This window comes from Nitrospira sp. CMX1, from assembly GCF_054902215.1.
Genome location: NZ_JBUBKD010000078.1, coordinates 22463 through 40720 on the forward strand (window position 1 = coordinate 22463; position 18258 = coordinate 40720).

Below are 18258 nucleotides of genomic sequence, written 5' to 3' on the forward strand. Positions count from 1 at the left end.
TTTTCAGGATGTTCAAAATGGTCGTCCAGCAAGGCCGCAAGAAATTTGAATGACGGGGCGTACTTGATTGGTACGTCGAGGAGTTCAAATGACTGAGAACGCAGCTGGCGAGCATTTTCAACATCCTGAGCGGATGCTAGCATGGGAGCCGGGGTCGGTCAAGAATTCGGTCGGACGAACGCTGCGATCGGTTATGGCCTGGCGGGAGCCGGCGATGGCGTGAGATCTTTGGGTCGCACACCGGATTCTTCATCAGGCGTCACCAAATCCATCGGCAGCGTCAAGGTATTCGTGAGCACATCGACCGCAAGCTGTGCCAAGCCTGAGAGACCGGAGGCAAACGACTTCACCGGCAGGTAGGTCACCTCCGGATCTTCCAGCCCTCCTTTCACTGTAAACATTGCCGTGGCCAATCCTTTGCGATCTCCCGCGATGATTCGTCCGAAAAGTGGAATCGTCTTGAGAAATTGAGAATAGGATCCGAACGGGCTCACCGCCACCGCAAGATCCAGCTGGTCCGTGGGTAAATCATAATTCCCCGCCGCAGTGATCTTGAGGATTGGGCTGTCGATGATCAAATTTTCCGTCTGAAACATCCCGTTTTGGACGGCAATGGTCGAGGAAATTCTGTTGTAGGGGAGCCCTTCTTTTTCTAACTCGACCTTCCCTTGCAGGACGGCGGGAAGATTCAACAGACTGATGATTTTCCAGACCGCTCGCTCATTTGTTTTCAGAATTCGTCCGTTTTCCAATAAGACGTCAACCTTGCCATTCAGCGAGGGGTAGATCCCATGGGGATTTCGTCCATGGCCACGAATGGCACCACTGATCCGAAGCTCTCCCGACACCCCATGCGCTTGTGTCTTGGCCAGCTTCAAGACGTCCTCAAATTCCACCCCCGTGGCTCGAAACGAGAGATCAAGGTCGGCCGGCGCGTTCGGTGGAAGCTGTACAACCAGCCGCCCCGCCACATGCCCATGATTGGATTCACCGGACAAGCGATCCACGTCGAGTACCCCATCCTGAATGGTGATGCGTGCAGACAACGCGTTGAACTTCAGATGCTGGTAATGCCCACGTGCCACGGCTGCAGTCATCGTCACCTGACTGGTTGTCGCCAGCGCCTCCAGGAACTCTCGGACGGGCGAGCGCCCGCCCTTCGGGATCAGCAAGCTCAGGTCAAGCTGATTCGATTCAATCTTTCCAATGATGGAGGGCTTCGCCGACCAATTTCGAACCGTAGCCTCCACGGCGACATCGCTGCCCTGAACTTTGAACGACAGTCGTTTGAGCTCAGCCTCGTTGCGGAGAAATCTGACACGGGCATAGAGATCCTGAATTGGCCCATCGACTCCCTTGGCCTGCAGCACCCCATTCGTCAAGCCCATCCACCCGGTGATTCGCCATGCTCGCCAGTCGGGCTCTCGGCCCTTGATGTCCAACGAGAGCTCGAGATTTCCCACTTCAAGTCCGCTCTTGGAGATCCATTTCGGAAGACTGGCGACCGGAATGATCCCGGTCGCGACCGCCATATCAACCAGGAAACCATTCCCGAACTGCATCGTGCCCTTGGCGGGAATCGTCAAGGAGGGCAGAACCAGTGCGACTCGGTCCAGCTTGATGCTCGCCGTTTGAGGGAGCACCCCCTCAAACTCGACCGTCGCGCGAGACCCAATGGGTTTATCAATCACCCCAAGCGCAACTTTCACCTCATCCAATACAATGGATCCTCGGACATGAGGTCTCGTCGTCACGCCCGAGAGCGTCGCCGTCGAACTCAGAGTCCCTTCCAGCATACCCTGCCCAATCGTCGAGGATCGGAAGAGCCGGACCATCTGAGTCGCATCGCCACGTATCCGAATGGACACATCTTGAAACTGACCGGTCGGTCCGCCGGTAATCGTCCCTTGGACCTGCACGGCCATCCCACCAAGATTTCCGGTCACCTGATCCAGTTGAGTCGCGCCATCAGCCAACACAAACCGTCCTTGCACCCCTGTCATCCGCTCCGGTAGTGCCGGATGATTGAGGCTGATGTGGCGAGCCGTAATCTCCCCACCCGCAAACGTGATTCCGCCTGGTTGATTCAACGGACCGACGAGGCGAAAGGTCGCGACCGCCGTTCCCTCTGCATCCCGAACACCGGCAAACACCTGTGCCATCCGCTCTGTTTTGACCGTCTTCGAGAGAAACTCCACCAAGGATGTGGCCCCCATCTCACCCGTCATCTCCAGGTCCAACCACGGGCCTGCATCGAGGAAAGAGACCTCCGCTTTCCCGTCAGTCAGCTGCATCGTTCCATAGTTCCCCGCAATCTTGGAGATACGCACTCGCCCGGTTTCGACCAGGATCACCGCCGCCAAGTCTTTTGCCGCGATATGATCACGACCGATAAGCGCTTGACCTTCTTGGACACGAAATTCCCCGGTCGCCGACAATTGAGGGCCGGTCGTAGTCGAGCCAGTCAGGGTGGCCTTCACAACCTGTACCTTTCCGTCGATCTGCCGTTCCGCCAGTATGTCCGGCAACTGCGGGTGGAGCCATTCCGGGGAAATGGTTTTCAGTAGTTGCGGCAGCGCCACAAGCGAACTGGCGAATGTCACAGCGAAGGTGGGCTGTGGAGTCAAAACGCCGGCAAGACTGGCAGTACCCGTCAGGGTAATCTCGTTCAGATGTGCGCTCATATCGGACAACACCATGTCATAACCGGCCACGCCCGGCATGACACGTACGGCACTCCGAAGATTCACCGCGCCTTGGAGATGATCGGAAACCGGTCTCGGACCGAGAAAATCGGCGGCGTCTCGCACCTTGATATCAGCGGCATCGATATGGCCGTCGAACTGGAATCTCGAAACCGGTTCTCCTACATCATCACCCGACAATGCCACGGGCTGTTCCGCCTGCTTGATCACTCCGTCCAAGGACACCCTCGAGACGCCATGCGAGCCCTGATGGGACATCGCCACGTGCACATCGGCCTGTCCCTGCTCCGGTCGAACGGTGATGTCGAACTCAACATGTTCCAAGGTGATGGATCGAATGCCATCGGGTCTGGCGGCATCCATCACCGTGATGGTTCCATTGACCAATTTCGCTTGTCTGACCATGAAGGTCCGTGCCATCAGACCCATCGTCTGCTGGTCAGTCTCTGATTGCCCATTCACCCCGTCCAAGAGATTCCACCGACCACGCTCGTTTCGCCGTAGGGTCAGCGTGGGCTCCTCAATCAGCAGTCGTTTTCCAACTATTTGCTTCTTCAGGAGCGGAAGGAGCCGAAGGACCAAATCGACGCGCTTCGCCGTCAGCACCACTTGTGCCGATTGCGGGTCATGGATGGCGACCTCTGACAGTTCCACACGAATGCGAGGGAACACCACAAACTTCACTCGATGGACATCGATTTTTCGACCAAGACTCTGCTCCAGTTGTTCCAGAACAAAGTCCTTGAGATAGTCTTGACCGGTCAGCTCTCTCGAAAAGGCGAGGAACGCGCCGGCAAGAACGATGAAGATCAATAGGCTCAGGAAGGCAAGCCGAAAATGAGACACACCACCCCCTTTGAATACCGGACAGGGCTTCGGCGGCATCTTACCGAATCACCTAGATGAAATCTATCAACTCTGCATTTCACAAGGAGATTCCCATCCCACATGTCTCGAGTAAGACCGACTCCATCGACTTTTCGCCATACCTTCTCCATACTGCGCAACACCCAACATCCTCACGACCGATGACAGCATCACCTGATCAGGTATATCGTCATCCCATCTCCATCAAATCTTAAGAGTTGACAGCCACCAGGCATTGGAACTACACCTCTACGTATGCCCATTCATCAATTCGCAGGCCAACCGGCACCTCCCTCAAGCTTGGTGGAGGTCGACACGCTCCTCGCTGCATACTGGGCTGAGCAACCTGACCCCTCCGCCCACGAGCAGCGCGTGTCATTCGGCACATCAGGACATCGCGGCTCCTCCTTCAAGCGAAGCTTCAATGAACATCATATCGTGGCGATCGCTCAGGCTGTGTGTGAGTACCGTGCCACGCAGGGTACGACCGGTCTGCTCTATCTGGGTAAAGACACCCATGCCCTTTCCGATCCAGCCTTCGTGACTGTCCTGGAAGTCCTCGCGGCCAATGGCGTGGAGGTCATGATCGATCAGGATAACGGCTTCACGCCGACACCGGTCATCTCACATGCCATCCTGCGCTATAACTGTAACCGAACTTCCGGTCTCGCTGATGGCATCGTCATTACTCCCTCGCATAACCCTCCGGAAGACGGTGGGATCAAGTACAACCCCCCGAACGGCGGCCCAGCCGATACACAGGTCACCAAGTGGATCGAGGACAGAGCCAATACTCTTTTGACGAACAAACTACGGGAATGTAACCGACTTCCGATCAAACAGGCGCAACAGGCAGCCACCACCCATCGCCATGACTACATCGGAGCCTACGTCGGTGAGCTGAACCACGTCGTCGACATGGCTGCGATCAAGACCGCCGGGCTTCGGCTTGGGATTGACCCCCTTGGTGGATCTGGAGTCGCATACTGGAAACCGATTATCGAGCAGTATGGGCTCAATGTTGAGATTGTGAATCCGTCAGTCGATCCAACCTTTCGCTTCATGCCGCTGGATTGGGACGGAAAGATCCGTATGGACTGCTCATCCCCCTATGCCATGGCCAATCTCATCGCCTTGAAAGATCGCTTCGATGTCGCATTCGGAAATGATGCGGACAATGACCGGCATGGAATCGTCACCCGCTCAGGCTTAATGAATCCCAACCATTACTTAGCTGTCTCGATTGCCTATCTCTTTGCCAATCGCCCTAACTGGAGATCTACCGCCGGAATCGGCAAGACCTTGGTCAGCAGCAGTCTGATCGACCGCGTCGCGGCCAAACTGAAACGGAAACTGGTCGAAGTGCCGGTGGGATTCAAGTGGTTCGTCGGCGGATTACTCGACGGCTCACTCGGATTTGGGGGCGAGGAAAGCGCTGGGGCATCGTTCCTTCGCCGCGATGGCACCGTCTGGTCGACAGACAAAGACGGAATCATCATGGATCTACTGGCGGCTGAAATGATGGCTAAGACGGGCCGAGATCCATCTGAGCTCTACCGAGACCTCACAAAAGAATTGGGGGAACCGGTCTACGAGCGAATCGACGCCCCTGCCACCCTGGAACAGAAAGCCGTTCTCTCCAAACTATCACCGGAGCAAGTGAAGGCGACGGAACTGGCAGGCGATAAGATCACAGCGATGCTCACCAAGGCCTCGGGCAATCGTGCATCGATTGGGGGATTGAAGGTCGTGACCGAGAACGGCTGGTTCGCCGCCAGACCATCTGGCACGGAGGATGTCTACAAGCTCTATGCGGAGAGCTTCAGAGGGAAAACGCATCTGAAGCAGATCCAACAAGAGGCGCAGGTGCTGATCGCCAGAGCACTATCCCAGCCAAAGTGACCGGACTGGGTAGGTCAATGACGGTGCGAAAGTATTGTAAATGGAGAATATATGAACAGCGTTCTACTTCGAGACTTTCTTGAGATTCCGTACGACAAGCTCGAAGAGATGAACCTCGCGTATAAAGAGGAACGACTAGGCCCGACCTCGGCCGACCAGATCAGGGAGCGCAGACAAGCATACCTCTCCGACGAAAAGCGCATCAAAGCCGTCACCGTATGCTTCACTGACCTAGAAGGCCGCCTGCATATGTTGGACTACGACAAGAAGTTTCTGCTCAGAAACGGCGACAACCTCACCTTCGATGGTAGCTCCATCCGCGGGTTTTCTCAGCAAGCCGAGTCCGACTTGCGCCTGGCCATCGACTGGACGGCCTTCTACATGGTGCCCGCCGATATTTTTGGTCCCGGCAAGGTCGTAGTCTTCGGCGACGTGCTCGAGCGCGGCGGCCACCCATACAGAGCCGACATGCGCCTCAAGCTCAAACAGTGGTGCGAGCAAGCCTATAAGAAAGACGGTACCGTCTTTCACGTGGCAACTGAGATCGAGGGTTTCCTCTTCAAGGGCAAAGATGCCGAGCGGCGCTACACCGAGTCCGGCAAGTTTGAGTTTGTGTCGACCGGAGGCTATTACCATTCACTGCCGGGCGATGCACTCCGCACGTTCATCGATCGCGCCGCCGAGGTACAGCGCGCGATGGGTTTCGAGAACGAGAAAGATCACCCGGAGGTGGCGCCATCCCAATTCGAGATGAACTTCTCGTACTCGGACGCGCTCGTCGCGGCGGACCAGGTGCAACTCTACAAACTCTTATGCCGGCAAGTGGCCGCTCAGGCCGACCTCACGGCAAGCTTTCTGCCGAAGCCGGTCACCGGCGTGAACGGCAGCGGCATGCACACGAATATCAGCCTGGCGCGTGCCGGCAAGAACCTGTTCCACGATCCCAGTGGCAAAGACGGGCTATCGAAAGCTGGTTGGGACATCATCAACCGTATCCTGAATTCCGCGAACGACATCGCGCTTGTCCTAAACCCCAGCGTCAACGCGTACCGCCGCCTCGACCCCCACTATGAAGCACCGAATCAGATCACGGCATCTGCGATCAACCGCGGCGCCATGGTCCGCATCCCGCTCGGCAATGAGCGTTCGGCGCGGATTGAGGTCCGATCGGTCGCCCCGGACGTAAATCCCTATATGGTCTTCTATACTCTCATCCGCACAGGGCTTGACGGCCCAACGTCACAGGAGGATGCAGAGACCAAGCGCAGCAACACCCACTTCCTGCCAGGCAACATTGTCGATGCCATTCGACTGTTTACATCGAGCAAGCTGACGTCGATGTTGTACGGTGAGGAAGTACGTGACAAGTTCGCCGAGCTGAAACAGTTGGCAGCGGATCGTTGTCCGAAGCAACTCGGTACCTTGATTAAGCCGGCAGAGGTTCAATTCCACCACGAGGTCACCAACCAGTGGCTATGGTCAATGTTCTGATGCAACGGTTCGAGCCGATGTGGAAAATATGGCGCACACGTACGAGACATGGATTTGCACCAAAGCCATTCGCACCTCGCCTCCAAATGATTTGGTCTATCCGCGTCATCTCATCCTTTCGGCCTGCCTCGCGCATCGAACCATGACCATTCTGAAGACGTTCTGGGCAACCTGCGGTTCGGCATGAGTGCTGGTCGGCATGATTCCCTCTCTAACATGAACATTCCTCCTGCTCCTCGTTGGGGTCTTCCCAAGCACGACTTTTGGTCCACCCCGTTCGCTGAGTCGTTACTACTACACCTCGACCTTCGATCAGGCCTGAGAATCCTCGATATCGCCTCCGGACACGGCATCCCTGCCTTTTACCTCGCTGAACAAGTGAGTTCCACGGGAGAAGTACTGGCCATTGATCTGAGTGCTGGACAAGTTGCCCGCGCAAAGGCCATTCAAGGTGCGCAATTACCACGGCTCCGATTCGAGTGCATGGATATGCGTTCCCTACCTCCGGATCTGCCACTATTTGATCGCATTACAGGAAACCTCTCCGTGATGTTCTTCCGCCCCGATCGATTTCAAGCAGTTCAAGGTCTGGTGACGCACCTCGCACCAGGAGGGCAGATTGTCCTGACTTTTCCTTCCTATGGTACTTTTGATTCTCTATGGCAGCGAGTGGATACGGCAATGATCCAGCAGGGGCTGCTCAAGGAGCGAGAACGCTTCCAGGCCTATCTGCATGAACGACCATCGGCACAGGAAGGACAAACGTGGTTGGAGAAGCTTGACCTTGAGCGAATTGGAGCCATTGAATACCCGCTTGAAGTAAAAACTGGCCCTGGCCAAGAATTTCTCTATCACCCACTCCTGCGTGGTGGATTTCTCGACGACGTGTATGAATGTTTTGAGGATGAACGGCGTGCAGAGGAATTCATGGTGAAGCTATCAGAGGACGTCCAAAGCTTCACACCGCTTATTGCCCAGCGCTGTGTCCTATCAGGATGGAAAAAGAATTGACCTCAATCTGAGGAGACCTGCTGCTCCGCATGATATGAGCTACGGACGAGTGGACCGGATTCGATATGGCTGAAACCCATGGCAAGCCCTTCTTCTTTCAGCAATGCAAATTCGGAGGGATCGTAGAATCTGGCAACGGGCAGATGCTCTCTAGTCGGTTGGAGATATTGGCCGATGGTCATGATGTCACAATCAACTGATCGGAGGTCGCGCATCACCTCGTAAGCTTCATCGAGTGTCTCTCCCATACCCAGGATCAAGCCCGATTTCGTTTTCATTCCACGCTGCTTCGCCCTCGCGAGCAAGTCGATGGACCGTTGATATTTTCCTTGCGGGCGAATCGATGGGAAGAGCCGCCTCACTGTTTCAATATTGTGATTCAGAATCTCCGGCTTCTCCTTGCAAACCGTCGCAAGCGCCTCTTCGTTACCTTCAAAGTCCGGAATCAACACTTCAATGGTACAGGTGGGATTCAGGCGTTTGGTCTGCCTGATCGTTTCTGCAAAGACCGATGCCCCACCATCATCTAATTCGTCGCGATTGACCGAGGTAATCACCGCATGGCGTAATCCCAGCGCATGGATGGCCTCTGCAACCCGGCTTGGTTCATCTTGATCTACCAAATGCGGCCTTCCAGTCTCCACGGAACAGTAGTGACAGCGCCTGGTGCAGATATCGCCGAGGATCAGGAACGTCGCGGTACGGGCATTCCAACATTCCCATCGATTCGGACAACGAGCCTCTTCACAAATCGTGTGGAGCTTGAGCCGTTCCATGGTCTGTTTGAGATCGAGATAATCAGGACCGGTCTTCGCTGTGACCTTGAACCAAGCAGGAAGACGGGGGGCACTGAGCGTTGATGGGTGAGGGGCGGTAGAAAAGGAGGACCGGAGATGATCAAGAGGGACAAAGCTCATGGTTGGTTACCCATTAGTAGAGCGCGGCGTAAACCAGTTCTTGATCTTCCCAAAGAAACCAGATCGCTCCGGCTCAGCCTGTGGAGGATCCGGATATTCTACCCAGAGCTCTTGGGAACCCAGATAGACGCCATTGCGAAAACTCCGCTGGGTTTTGAGCTGTCGGTAGCCTTGCGCATGTAAGGTTTGGATCAAGACCGTGAGTGCATCGTCCTGAGACGGGTGGACGTCTGTTGCAACGCGAATAGTTTCGTACCGCAAGACAGCCCGATAGCCCTCCCCTGCCTGCTCACACTCGACCGGACGGCTAAATCCCCGCTCTCTGTTATCCAGCCCGGCGAGTTGATGCTTGTCAAACCCACCCTGCGTCATGATTCATGCTAACGCCCGGTAGACAGCCACCAGATCACTGAGTGCAATGGTCTTGCTCTTAAGGACGGCTCGTTCAGCCTGTATGGCTTCACGGGTCTTCGCATCGTCCGCACCGAGCTTCAAACAAGACGCACCCAAATGCAGGATTCGGTCACACTCATCGGCGAGTTTCCGCTTTACGACCGGATTGACTGACAGAATTTCCATCAGTTGTCGGCGAGTCTCATCCAAATGCATTTGCAATTCTGAATCTGGATACCCTTTCCGAGCGGCTTCATCGGTACAGCGATCGAGATACTGCGTCAGAAATACATAGAGGCGTACGAGCGCTGCGGCGATCTCGGTCTGATCAGTCGATGAAATAGACATGGTCACACTCCTTCATTGGTACAGCCCGCTTCACGCACCGGGCTAGAGCAACACTTTCACGTCACTGCCTTCTACTTTCACCTGATAGGCTTCCACCTTGGCGGATGGATTGTTCATGCACGCGCCGGAGGTCACATCAAACCGCCACCCATGCCACGGGCAGGTGACGACGTTACCTTCCAACTCGCCTTCCCCCAAGGGCCCCTCCCGATGGCAACAAGTATTATTAATCGCGTGGATCGTCCCATCCACATTAAAGACAGCCAGTGTCTTCCCCTGTGCTTCCGCCACAATTCCGTGCCCAGGCTTGATATCCGCTAATGCCGCGACCCGTACGAACTCCGCCATAGCTTCCCTCCAACGTCAGGCCGATCAATTCGTGCTGAACGGCTGCTTGATCTTCTTGAGTAAACTGTCGATCGACGAACCGCTGTTCCCGCTACCCTTCAGCTGATCCATGAGCTTCTGGGCGATATCTCGAAACGCCTGGGCCTGTGGCGAGGCCGGATCAGCCACGACGATCGGATGACCGGTATCTCCACCATCGCGAATCGCGGGATCGATGGGGATTCGCCCCAGGAATGGGACACCGACTTTAGCCGCTGCCCGTTCTCCACCTCCATGCGAGAAAATCTCTGTCCGCTCATGGCAATGACCACAGACAAAGTAGCTCATGTTCTCGACAATCCCCAAGAGCGGCACATTCACCTTCTGAAACATGGCCATGCCCTTACGGACATCATACAAGGCGACTTCTTGCGGCGTGGTCACGGTAATGGCACCGGCCAACGGCACCATCTGTGACAAGGAAAGTTGCACATCACCTGTACCAGGCGGCAAATCAATCAACAAATACTCCAGTTCGCCCCAGAGTACATCACGGAAGAAGGCTTGGAGATACTGATGCACCATCGGCCCACGCCACACCAACGGAGCTTCTTCCGGCACCAGAAAGGCCATGGAGATGAGCTTCACCCCGTGATTCTCGACGGGAACGATCTTGCCGTCTTTTTGTTCTGGTCCAGTGGTGCTTCCCATCATCATCGGAATGTTGGGGCCATACAGATCCGCATCCAATAGACCAACCTTTGCACCGGCAACCGCCAGCGCACAGGCCAGATTTGCGGCAACGGTAGATTTGCCGACGCCACCCTTTCCACTGCTCACTGCGATGACGTGTTTGACTCCAGGGATCAAATTATCTTTTGCCTGGGGCTGCTGTGCCCCATGACCATGTTCATCAGCCATATCTCTTCTCCCATCTGATTGGACTCGTCGTTCATTACTATGCACTGACACAGACATCGAGCCGCCATGACACACCGATTTAATATCATAAACGATGGAATACGAAAAATAATATGGGTCGGTCGGGCTATCCGTGATATGCCGACCGGGGAAGGTCGGGTGATGGTCAATACACCGAGGAATCGAGCCGGCGCAGCTTGCTGGCCAAGCCAACCAGTGACAAGGCATAGATGATCCACTTGGACGGATCGAAATTGTACCACTGCGGGCCGTTGCGGTAGTCGCGGGCATAGGTATGGTGATAATTGTGGTAGCCCTCGCCAAAGCTGATGAAAGAGATCAGCCAGCTGTCGCGGCTGCTGTCCTGCGTGCCGTGGGGCTGCCTGCCGATCATATGGCAGAGGGAATTGACGGTGAAGGTCGAATTGAGGACCATGAACATCCGAAACAGCCCGCCCATGAGAAGCCCACTGATACCGCCCCAAAGGGTACCATGCCACCAGAATCCGATACAGAACGGGACGACAAGGCCGGAAGCGACGATCGGCCAGTAGTACTGGTGTTGCCAGAGAATCACCGGGTCTCGGCGCAGCCGAATTTCATATTTACCGAGGCGGTGCGGCGTATTGTAGAAGAGCCAGCCGCAGTGGCTGTGCCAGAATCCTCTGGTCGCATTATAGGGATCTTCATCCGTGTCCGTGCGAGCATGATGGCGAATATGGTCCGCACCCCAGACCAACGCCGAGTTTTGTAAGGCCCACCCGCCGGCGATCAAAGCCAGGCACTTCACCCAATCGGGACAGTCAAAGCTTTGATGCGCCACTAACCGGTGATAACCGACCGTGATCCCCATCCCTGTCACGATGTACATGACGAAAAAATGTATCCAGTCAAACAGCGTATAGCCGATATAGTACCCATAGAGGCATACGCCGACGACCGTCACGGCAACGATTGCGCAGAAGAGCGCGCATGTGATGTAGGAAAACCCTGATGTCGGGTGTGATGCGAGCGGATCCGTCTCGGCCATGTGTCCTGTGGTCAACAACCCCAACGAGGTCCACCATGGCAAACGGGCTTCGGTGAACGTGTTGCAGACGCCGCACTGTAACGGAACCACTGCCCGTTTTCAACCAGCCGACGGACAGGATCGCTCACACATGATCTCCGTGGCAGTCGTTGGGAGTATACTACCCATAGGAGCAGGGACGACCAGGAAAGAGGCGGCATGACGACGAATCCATCGGCGCGCGAACCAGTCATACTCCGAATCGGACAACACCTGGCCCAGTTGTCCGCCGGTCGTACCCCGACCGTCTTCGACAGTCGCTGGTGGTCACAAAGCGTGATCAACCTGGCGATGAAAGATCCCACGTTCAAAGTGCAGCTATTCCGGTTTATCGATGTGCTCCCCGCCGTCGCTTCGGATCAGGCCGTCGTGCGGATGGCGGACGAATACTTTGGAGCACTCCATGGTCAAGTGTTCGGACTGCAATGGGGCCTCAAGGCGTTGGCGGCGACGAGTGTCGGGGCCACCATCACGGGGAAATCCATCCGTCATCAGGTCGAGCAGATGGCGCGCATGTTCATTGCCGGGGGTTCGGTGGAAGAGGCACTCCCCGTCCTGGCGAACCTCTGGAAAGACGGACGTGCCTGGTCGGTGGATTTGCTCGGCGAGGCCACGATCAGCGACATCGAGGCGGACCGGTATCGGGATCGATGCCTGGACGCCTTGACGCTACTAGGCAAGACCGTCGACACATGGCCGTCGTCGACGATGTTGGAACAGGATCATCTCGGCTCGCTGCCGCGAGCACAACTTTCTCTGAAGATCTCCGCGTTGACCTCGCGGTTAGACCCGATCGATCCCGTCGGCACCTATCGGGCCGTGGCGGCCCGGATACACCCGATCGTGGAACAGGCGGCGACCCTCGGGTGCGGATTGATCTTTGATATGGAGCAAGCGGAGACGAAAACCTTGCTGCTCGAGATGTTCAGGAACCTCTTCGACGAACCGGCGTTTCGGACCTTTCCCCACGCCGGCGTGGCGATGCAAGCCTATCATCGGGAAGCCGACCAGGACATTCGATCCCTCATCGCCTGGGCGGAACGACGGAACTGTCCGATCACGATTCGACTGGTGAAGGGAGCCTATTGGGATTCGGACACGGTGCGCTACCGCCAGGCGGGGTGGCCGGTCCCACTGTTTGAGCACAAGGCGGAGACCGACGCGAACTATGAGGCACTCGTGCCCTTGCTCCTGAACCACCGTCAGGTCATCCGCCCGGCATTCGGGACGCACAATCTACGAACCTTGGCCGTCATCGAAGCGGAGGCGGACGCGCACCGGTGCGGCCCGGAGACGGTCGAGTATCAGATGATTTACGGCATGGCGGAACCGTTTCAGCATGCGATGGTCGCGCATGGCCGGCGAGTGCGATTGTATACGCCGGTCGGCCGATTACTACCGGGGATGGCCTATCTGGTCCGGCGATTACTGGAAAATACGTCGAACGAATCGTTTCTACGGAAGGAGTACGTGGAGTCGCAGTCATTGGCGACCCTCCTCACTCCGCCGATGGTCCCCGCTTCCACATTGCCACGATCCAGAGAGGACGATTCGTTTTTCAATGAGCCGCACAGCGATTTTTCCCGGCAGGAAATCCGTACGGCCATGCAGACCGCAATCGACCGGGTGCGAACCGATCTGGGGCGGACCTGGCCGTCGACCGTTCGGGGGAAGCGGCTGACCGGTCCCCTGATGGCGTCGCACAACCCCACACGGCCTGACGAACTCGTCGCGACCGTTCAGGCGGCTTCACCGGCCGACGTGGCTGCCACAGTCGGCGCTGCGGTGGCAGCGGGCGCAGCATGGGGGCAACGGCCCGCAGTAGAACGAATCGCCGTGATGCGACGCGCGGCTGGACTCATGCGCGAGCGCCGGTATGACCTGGCTTCCAGGGAACTGTTCGAAGTCGGAAAGCCCTGGCGGGAAGCCGACGCCGACGTGGCGGAGGCCATCGACTTCTTGGAGTTCTACGCCCAGCAGATGACGCGTCTCAGCGAGCCGCTCCGACTCGGACATTACCCCGGAGAGTTGAATCAACGGTGGTATCGTCCTCGTGGCCTGGCCGCGGTGATCGCGCCCTGGAACTTTCCGTTGGCGATTCCAGCCGGCATGATCAGTGCGGCCCTGGTCACCGGCAACGCAGTACTCTTTAAGCCTTCCGAGCGTGCTTCCTTGTTGGGAGTGCTGTTGACGGACCTGTTCCATGAAGCCGGTGTGCCGACAGATGTTTTGTACTGCCTTCCCGGTGGCCCTGAGATCGGACGGGCATTGTCCCAGCGACCGGAAATCGCCACGATCGCCTTCACCGGATCGAAGGATGTGGGACTGGGGTTATGGGCTGACGCCGCGACGGTCCACCCCGGTCAAACACTGGTGAGGCGGGTGATCACGGAGATGGGTGGTAAAAACGCCATCATCGTCGACGACACGGCAGATCTCGACGAAGCCATCGCCGGCGTGGTCGCATCCTTCACGGGCTACGCGGGGCAGAAGTGTTCGGCTTGTTCCCGCGCCATCGTGCTAGACAGCGTCTACGATCAGTTTCTTACGCGGCTGCGTGATGCCGTGATGAGTCTCACGCTGGGCGACCCGTGCGATCCCGGCACGCAGATCGGTCCCGTGATCGATGACCGGGCGAAGCGACGCATCGAAGAATTCATCACGTTGGGTATGGCAACGCATCGGGTGATCGTTCGCCGTGCTACGGAAGGACCGGGGTACTTCGTAAGCCCGACCGTATTCGCCGATGTCGGGCCAGACGATCGGTTGGCACAGGAAGAAATCTTCGGCCCGGTGCTGGTGGTCATGAAAGCGACGACCTTGGCTGAGGCACTGGAGATGGCCAACGCGACAAGATATGCCCTGACCGGCGGAATCTATTCACGAAGCCCCGCCAACCTCGCCATGGCCCGTGAGCAGTTCGATGTAGGAAACCTCTATGTGAACCGCCCCATCACCGGGGCGCTCGTCTCTCGGCAACCCTTCGGGGGACACCGTTTATCAGGGGTAGGCGCGAAAGCCGGCGGGGAAGACTACTTGGCTCAGTTCATGATCACCCGCATCACGAGTGAAAATACCCTCCGACGGGGATTCGAATCGACTCAGTGACCCTTGGCGGGTTTGATCTCGTACTCTTCCAGCTCCTCCATAATCTCCGTCACCACACCACGGTCCTCTTTAATGGCGGACAATTCCTGGCGCTCGGTATATTTCACAAGGCCGACCCCTTTGGCGAACCAGGCCGTCATGACATCGATGCCTGACACGGTGCGCTTGCTGTCGGATAGATGAATGTGCATATTCATGCGCGCTTCAACCTTGACGGCGTCCTGAAACGTTCCGGCCGGAACCGTGACAATATCGCGACTGATCACCTTGCTCCACCCCTGCGTATCCACCCTTTCGTCCGTTCCGTCACGATCCATGTCGCTTCCGAAGTCGAGCCCCGTTCGATCAAACTGTTGGAACGAAGACGGGACTTTGAGGGGAAACCGGAAAATCTGATAGGGGGTGATCTGCTTCTCCAGCGGCGTGCCCGGCTCCGATCCATAATAGACGATCCCGACCACATCGCGGCGATAAAAACTATCCGAATCTCCATGATTGCCCGGGTTCGTATCGTGAAAAACGGTCACCGCCACCCCATTGAGGGTCTTGGTTCCCGAAACCGTGGAAACATTCTCGAAGAACTTCCGTTCAATCGTCTGCAACGGTCCCTCGGTGATCTGACCACGATAGGTCCAACGACTGCCGACCGTATCAGGGAAATACTCCTCGGACTTGGCAATCGTGAAGGGCTCTTCCGCCCCACCAACCCCAGGCCAGGTCAAGAGACCGAACAGCAAACAGACTCCCACTTGCAAGACCAATCGCATAGCCACTCCAGGTTTCATCATTTCAGTGCACTACAGAGACGTGATTTTCACGGTACCATAGCTATCACAATAGCGGCAAGCCGATCGGTACTCTATCAAGATACGCCTTGTGCTTGCCTTGACTAGCCTCTCGCCGCATAATCCTCGCCAGATATGGAAAATCAGACATTCCCGACACCAGCGGTAATAGGTCAACGAGAAAAACAAGCTAATCCTCCATCCGTCCTCGTCACCGGAGCTTCAGGAGGGATCGGTCGAGCGATCAGTCAGGCCTTTGGACAGATTGGATGGTATGTGGGCGTCCATTACTATCAGAACAAATCGGCAGCCGAAGCGACATTGAACCAACTCCGCAAGGTCGGAGGAACCGGTGAGGCCTACGCCGCGGACATTCGGAAACCAGAGTCCGTTCGCCGCATGTTCGATCAATTCTCCCGCGATACCCATGGCCCCGTCGCCGTAATCTGTAACGCCGGAATCGGACAGAGCGAATTGCTTGTGCGTCATGCGGACGACATCTGGGACGATGTCATCGCCACGAATCTCACCGGCACGTTTCACTGTTTGCGAACCAGCGCACCTCTCTTGCTCGCGCGCGGCGGAGGCTCCATCATAGTCATCGGCTCGCACACCGGATTCCACGGCGCGAGGGGACAGAGTGCCTATGCTACATCGAAAGCGGGGCTGATTGGGTTAGTCAAATCGGCCGCGTTGGAATGGGGGCCGCAGAACATTCGGGTGAATCTCGTGTTGCCGGGATGGCAAAAGACCGACTTGACGGAGGGAATATTCCCCGAAGACAAAGGCTGGCTCGATCATGCCTTACGCCGGCCGGCTGCGCTTGACGAAGTCGTCGGCACGATCGTGCATCTGGCTCAACTCAAGGATACCTCTGGACAGGTGTGGAACAGCGATAGCCGGCATCTATAATGGGAACGTATCTTGTGATGAGACGCTCGTTCCGTCGATCGCGAGTCACAAGTTTCACGTTCAAAGTTTCAAGTTGTGCAGAAACCTCAAACATGAAACATTAGACCTGAAACTCAAAACAGTCACCTCTGTCCTATGAACCACGGCATATTCATAACCGGCACTGATACAGGAGTCGGAAAGACCCTGGTCACTGCGGCGCTCGCTCTTCATTTTAAAAAGCAGGGATTATCGGTCGGCGTGATGAAACCCATTGAGACAGGGGTCTCACCGTCAAGGGAAGCCCAGTCCGATGCCGCACGGCTCCGAGCCATCATTGAGAGCGACGAACCGCTGGGCGCCATCCGTCCCTATGCGTTTGAACTGCCGGTTGCTCCGCTGGCTGCAGCACAAAAGGAAGGACAGGCCATCAACTTGGAGACGATCAAGAAGATCTACCGGCTCCTCTCCAGCCGATACGACTTCATGGTTGTAGAAGGAGTTGGCGGGGTGCGCGTGCCGATTACCCCAAAAATCGGCGTGACTGATTTGATCCGATTGCTACGTCTTCCGGTCGTCGTGGTCGGGCGATCCGGATTGGGAGGCATCAATCATGCGTTGCTGACCATTGAGGCGCTGCAGCGGAGCAGAATTCCCATCCTCGCCCTGGTCCTCAACCAAACCGAATCGGCTCGATCAGCAGTCGCTCGTTTACAACAGCGGACTACGTTGGAGATTCTTCGCAAACAGGCGGGCGTCCCAGTGCTCGGCCCCCTTCCCTATGAACCAGGCATTCCGGGACGATTCCGACCCGCCGTTCAACATCTGGCCCGATCAGCGGCCATTAAGAAATTGGCGCAGTTGGTGAAGAGAGCCGAGCGACGAAGTCGCTGATTGTTTGCCGAATCTCCGGTGCCTTGAGGATTGCGGAGATCACCGCGACTCCGTTCGCTCCCGCTTGTATCACATCCCCGACCTGATCAAGCGTGATCCCGCCGATGGCAAAGATCGGAAGCGGCGTCAGCGGACGAATGGCCTTCAACCCGGCCACACCAACGACGGGATCGTGATCGGTCTTCGAGCCCGGCTTAAAAATCGGACCGAAGCCGAGGTAGTCCGGCCCACCTGCCGTTGCCACCCGCACTTGCTCTGGATTATGCGTCGAAATCCCGATCAGCTTGTCCGGCCCCATGATCTTTCGAGCGAGGCCAAGCGGCAAATCTCCTTGCCCCAAGTGGACTCCATCTGCATCGACGGCCAACGCCAAATCGCAGCGATCGTTCACGATGAACCATGCGCCCAGCTCACGCGCTATCTTTCGGAGAGGCAAGGCCTCCGCATAGGCTTCCTTCATCGACACAGTCTTGTTCCGATACTGAAAGAACCTGGCTCCCGCTCCCGCTGATATTTTCAGAACTTCCACAAGCGGGCGATCAGGATTGACCGATGGATCAAGAATGACATAGAGGCCGGTGAGTCCTGCCCTCCGGTGATCGTTCTCCCCCGAAATCTGGGTCATAGCA

The 18258-nt window shown here is 56.6% G+C and carries 16 protein-coding genes; 7 read left to right on the forward strand and 9 right to left on the reverse strand.

Translation table 11 applies throughout. The features are described 5' to 3' along the window. Positions 1-88 precede the first annotated feature (88 nt). Positions 89-223, forward strand: a complete 135-nt coding sequence (locus tag ACYX34_RS19550) for a hypothetical protein (protein WP_462078254.1) — start codon at positions 89-91, stop codon at positions 221-223. Here the strand turns inward: ACYX34_RS19550 and ACYX34_RS19555 are convergent. After that, positions 192-3590: a YhdP family protein gene (locus ACYX34_RS19555; RefSeq protein ID WP_462078255.1), complete on the reverse strand. Its 3399-nt coding sequence runs from the start codon at positions 3588-3590 to the stop codon at positions 192-194. The genes ACYX34_RS19550 and ACYX34_RS19555 overlap by 32 nt on opposite strands. A gap of 237 nt (positions 3591-3827) precedes the next feature. Between ACYX34_RS19555 and pgm the strand changes: the two genes are divergently transcribed. The 3 genes from pgm (at position 3828) to ACYX34_RS19570 (ending at position 7976) form a co-directional block, all read left to right on the forward strand. Next, positions 3828-5474: a phosphoglucomutase (alpha-D-glucose-1,6-bisphosphate-dependent) gene (pgm, locus tag ACYX34_RS19560; RefSeq protein ID WP_462078256.1), complete on the forward strand. Its 1647-nt coding sequence runs from the start codon at positions 3828-3830 to the stop codon at positions 5472-5474. Between the two features lie 51 nt (positions 5475-5525). Continuing rightward, positions 5526-6965 carry a glutamine synthetase family protein gene (locus ACYX34_RS19565; protein WP_462078257.1) on the forward strand — a complete coding sequence of 480 codons (1440 nt, stop codon included), beginning with the start codon at positions 5526-5528 and terminating at the stop codon, positions 6963-6965. 216 nt (positions 6966-7181) lie between these two features. After that, positions 7182-7976, forward strand: a complete 795-nt coding sequence (locus tag ACYX34_RS19570; RefSeq protein ID WP_462078258.1) for a class I SAM-dependent methyltransferase — start codon at positions 7182-7184, stop codon at positions 7974-7976. Positions 7977-7978: 2 nt separating this feature from the next. Here ACYX34_RS19570 and lipA read toward each other — a convergent pair whose 3' ends face one another. The 6 genes from lipA to ACYX34_RS19600 form a co-directional block, all read right to left on the reverse strand. Continuing rightward, a complete protein-coding gene (lipA, locus tag ACYX34_RS19575; protein ID WP_462078259.1) occupies positions 7979-8893 on the reverse strand; it encodes a lipoyl synthase in 915 nt (304 codons plus the stop codon). Between the two features lie 6 nt (positions 8894-8899). Then, the gene (locus ACYX34_RS19580; RefSeq protein WP_462078260.1) at positions 8900-9265 is read right to left on the reverse strand and encodes a hypothetical protein; all 366 of its coding nucleotides are present in this window, start codon (positions 9263-9265) and stop codon (positions 8900-8902) included. 3 nt (positions 9266-9268) lie between these two features. Further along, a complete protein-coding gene (locus ACYX34_RS19585) occupies positions 9269-9634 on the reverse strand; it encodes a hypothetical protein (protein ID WP_462078261.1) in 366 nt (121 codons plus the stop codon). A 42-nt stretch (positions 9635-9676) separates the two neighbouring features. Beyond that, a complete protein-coding gene (locus ACYX34_RS19590; RefSeq protein ID WP_462078262.1) occupies positions 9677-9982 on the reverse strand; it encodes a Rieske (2Fe-2S) protein in 306 nt (101 codons plus the stop codon). Between the two features lie 24 nt (positions 9983-10006). Then, positions 10007-10882, reverse strand: coding sequence for an Mrp/NBP35 family ATP-binding protein (locus ACYX34_RS19595; protein ID WP_462078263.1), 876 nt, complete (start codon positions 10880-10882; stop codon positions 10007-10009). Between the two features lie 166 nt (positions 10883-11048). Further along, a complete protein-coding gene (locus ACYX34_RS19600) occupies positions 11049-11912 on the reverse strand; it encodes an acyl-CoA desaturase (RefSeq protein ID WP_462078264.1) in 864 nt (287 codons plus the stop codon). Positions 11913-12110: 198 nt separating this feature from the next. Here ACYX34_RS19600 and ACYX34_RS19605 point away from each other — a divergent pair, with 198 nt between their 5' ends. Next, positions 12111-15059 (forward strand): proline dehydrogenase family protein, encoded by a 2949-nt coding sequence (locus tag ACYX34_RS19605; RefSeq protein WP_462078265.1) that lies wholly within the window; start codon positions 12111-12113, stop codon positions 15057-15059. Here the strand turns inward: ACYX34_RS19605 and ACYX34_RS19610 are convergent. After that, positions 15053-15826: a TapB family protein gene (locus ACYX34_RS19610; protein WP_462078266.1), complete on the reverse strand. Its 774-nt coding sequence runs from the start codon at positions 15824-15826 to the stop codon at positions 15053-15055. The two genes, ACYX34_RS19605 and ACYX34_RS19610, sit on opposite strands and share 7 nt — an antisense overlap. A 153-nt stretch (positions 15827-15979) precedes the next feature. Here ACYX34_RS19610 and ACYX34_RS19615 point away from each other — a divergent pair, with 153 nt between their 5' ends. Both ACYX34_RS19615 and bioD read left to right on the forward strand, forming a co-directional pair. Beyond that, complete coding sequence (locus ACYX34_RS19615) at positions 15980-16756, forward strand: SDR family NAD(P)-dependent oxidoreductase (RefSeq protein ID WP_462078267.1); 777 nt, start codon at positions 15980-15982, stop codon at positions 16754-16756. A 135-nt stretch (positions 16757-16891) separates the two neighbouring features. After that, the gene (bioD, locus tag ACYX34_RS19620; protein WP_462078268.1) at positions 16892-17629 is read left to right on the forward strand and encodes a dethiobiotin synthase; all 738 of its coding nucleotides are present in this window, start codon (positions 16892-16894) and stop codon (positions 17627-17629) included. On the opposite strand, the gene thiE is transcribed toward bioD, so the two are convergent. Beyond that, on the reverse strand, positions 17580-18254 hold the full coding sequence (gene thiE / locus ACYX34_RS19625) for a thiamine phosphate synthase (protein ID WP_462078269.1): 675 nt from the start codon (positions 18252-18254) through the stop codon (positions 17580-17582). The two genes, bioD and thiE, sit on opposite strands and share 50 nt — an antisense overlap. Between the last annotated feature and the right edge of the window lie 4 nt (positions 18255-18258).

Excerpts from the sequence above, each read along its gene's own strand:
- ACYX34_RS19605 (WP_462078265.1), top strand. The coding sequence starts at position 12,111 with ATGACGACGAATCCATCGGCGCGCGAACCAGTCATACTCCGAATCGGA.
- ACYX34_RS19570 (WP_462078258.1), top strand. The coding sequence starts at position 7,182 with ATGAACATTCCTCCTGCTCCTCGTTGGGGTCTTCCCAAGCACGACTTT.
- ACYX34_RS19610 (WP_462078266.1), bottom strand. The coding sequence starts at position 15,826 with ATGCGATTGGTCTTGCAAGTGGGAGTCTGTTTGCTGTTCGGTCTCTTG.
- thiE (WP_462078269.1), bottom strand. The coding sequence starts at position 18,254 with ATGACCCAGATTTCGGGGGAGAACGATCACCGGAGGGCAGGACTCACC.
- ACYX34_RS19565 (WP_462078257.1), top strand. The coding sequence starts at position 5,526 with ATGAACAGCGTTCTACTTCGAGACTTTCTTGAGATTCCGTACGACAAG.
- ACYX34_RS19615 (WP_462078267.1), top strand. The coding sequence starts at position 15,980 with ATGGAAAATCAGACATTCCCGACACCAGCGGTAATAGGTCAACGAGAA.
- ACYX34_RS19600 (WP_462078264.1), bottom strand. The coding sequence starts at position 11,912 with ATGGCCGAGACGGATCCGCTCGCATCACACCCGACATCAGGGTTTTCC.
- ACYX34_RS19580 (WP_462078260.1), bottom strand. The coding sequence starts at position 9,265 with ATGACGCAGGGTGGGTTTGACAAGCATCAACTCGCCGGGCTGGATAAC.
- bioD (WP_462078268.1), top strand. The coding sequence starts at position 16,892 with ATGAACCACGGCATATTCATAACCGGCACTGATACAGGAGTCGGAAAG.
- ACYX34_RS19590 (WP_462078262.1), bottom strand. The coding sequence starts at position 9,982 with ATGGCGGAGTTCGTACGGGTCGCGGCATTAGCGGATATCAAGCCTGGG.
- ACYX34_RS19595 (WP_462078263.1), bottom strand. The coding sequence starts at position 10,882 with ATGGCTGATGAACATGGTCATGGGGCACAGCAGCCCCAGGCAAAAGAT.
- pgm (WP_462078256.1), top strand. The coding sequence starts at position 3,828 with ATGCCCATTCATCAATTCGCAGGCCAACCGGCACCTCCCTCAAGCTTG.
- lipA (WP_462078259.1), bottom strand. The coding sequence starts at position 8,893 with ATGAGCTTTGTCCCTCTTGATCATCTCCGGTCCTCCTTTTCTACCGCC.
- ACYX34_RS19555 (WP_462078255.1), bottom strand. The coding sequence starts at position 3,590 with ATGCCGCCGAAGCCCTGTCCGGTATTCAAAGGGGGTGGTGTGTCTCAT.
- ACYX34_RS19550 (WP_462078254.1), top strand. The coding sequence starts at position 89 with ATGACTGAGAACGCAGCTGGCGAGCATTTTCAACATCCTGAGCGGATG.
- ACYX34_RS19585 (WP_462078261.1), bottom strand. The coding sequence starts at position 9,634 with ATGTCTATTTCATCGACTGATCAGACCGAGATCGCCGCAGCGCTCGTA.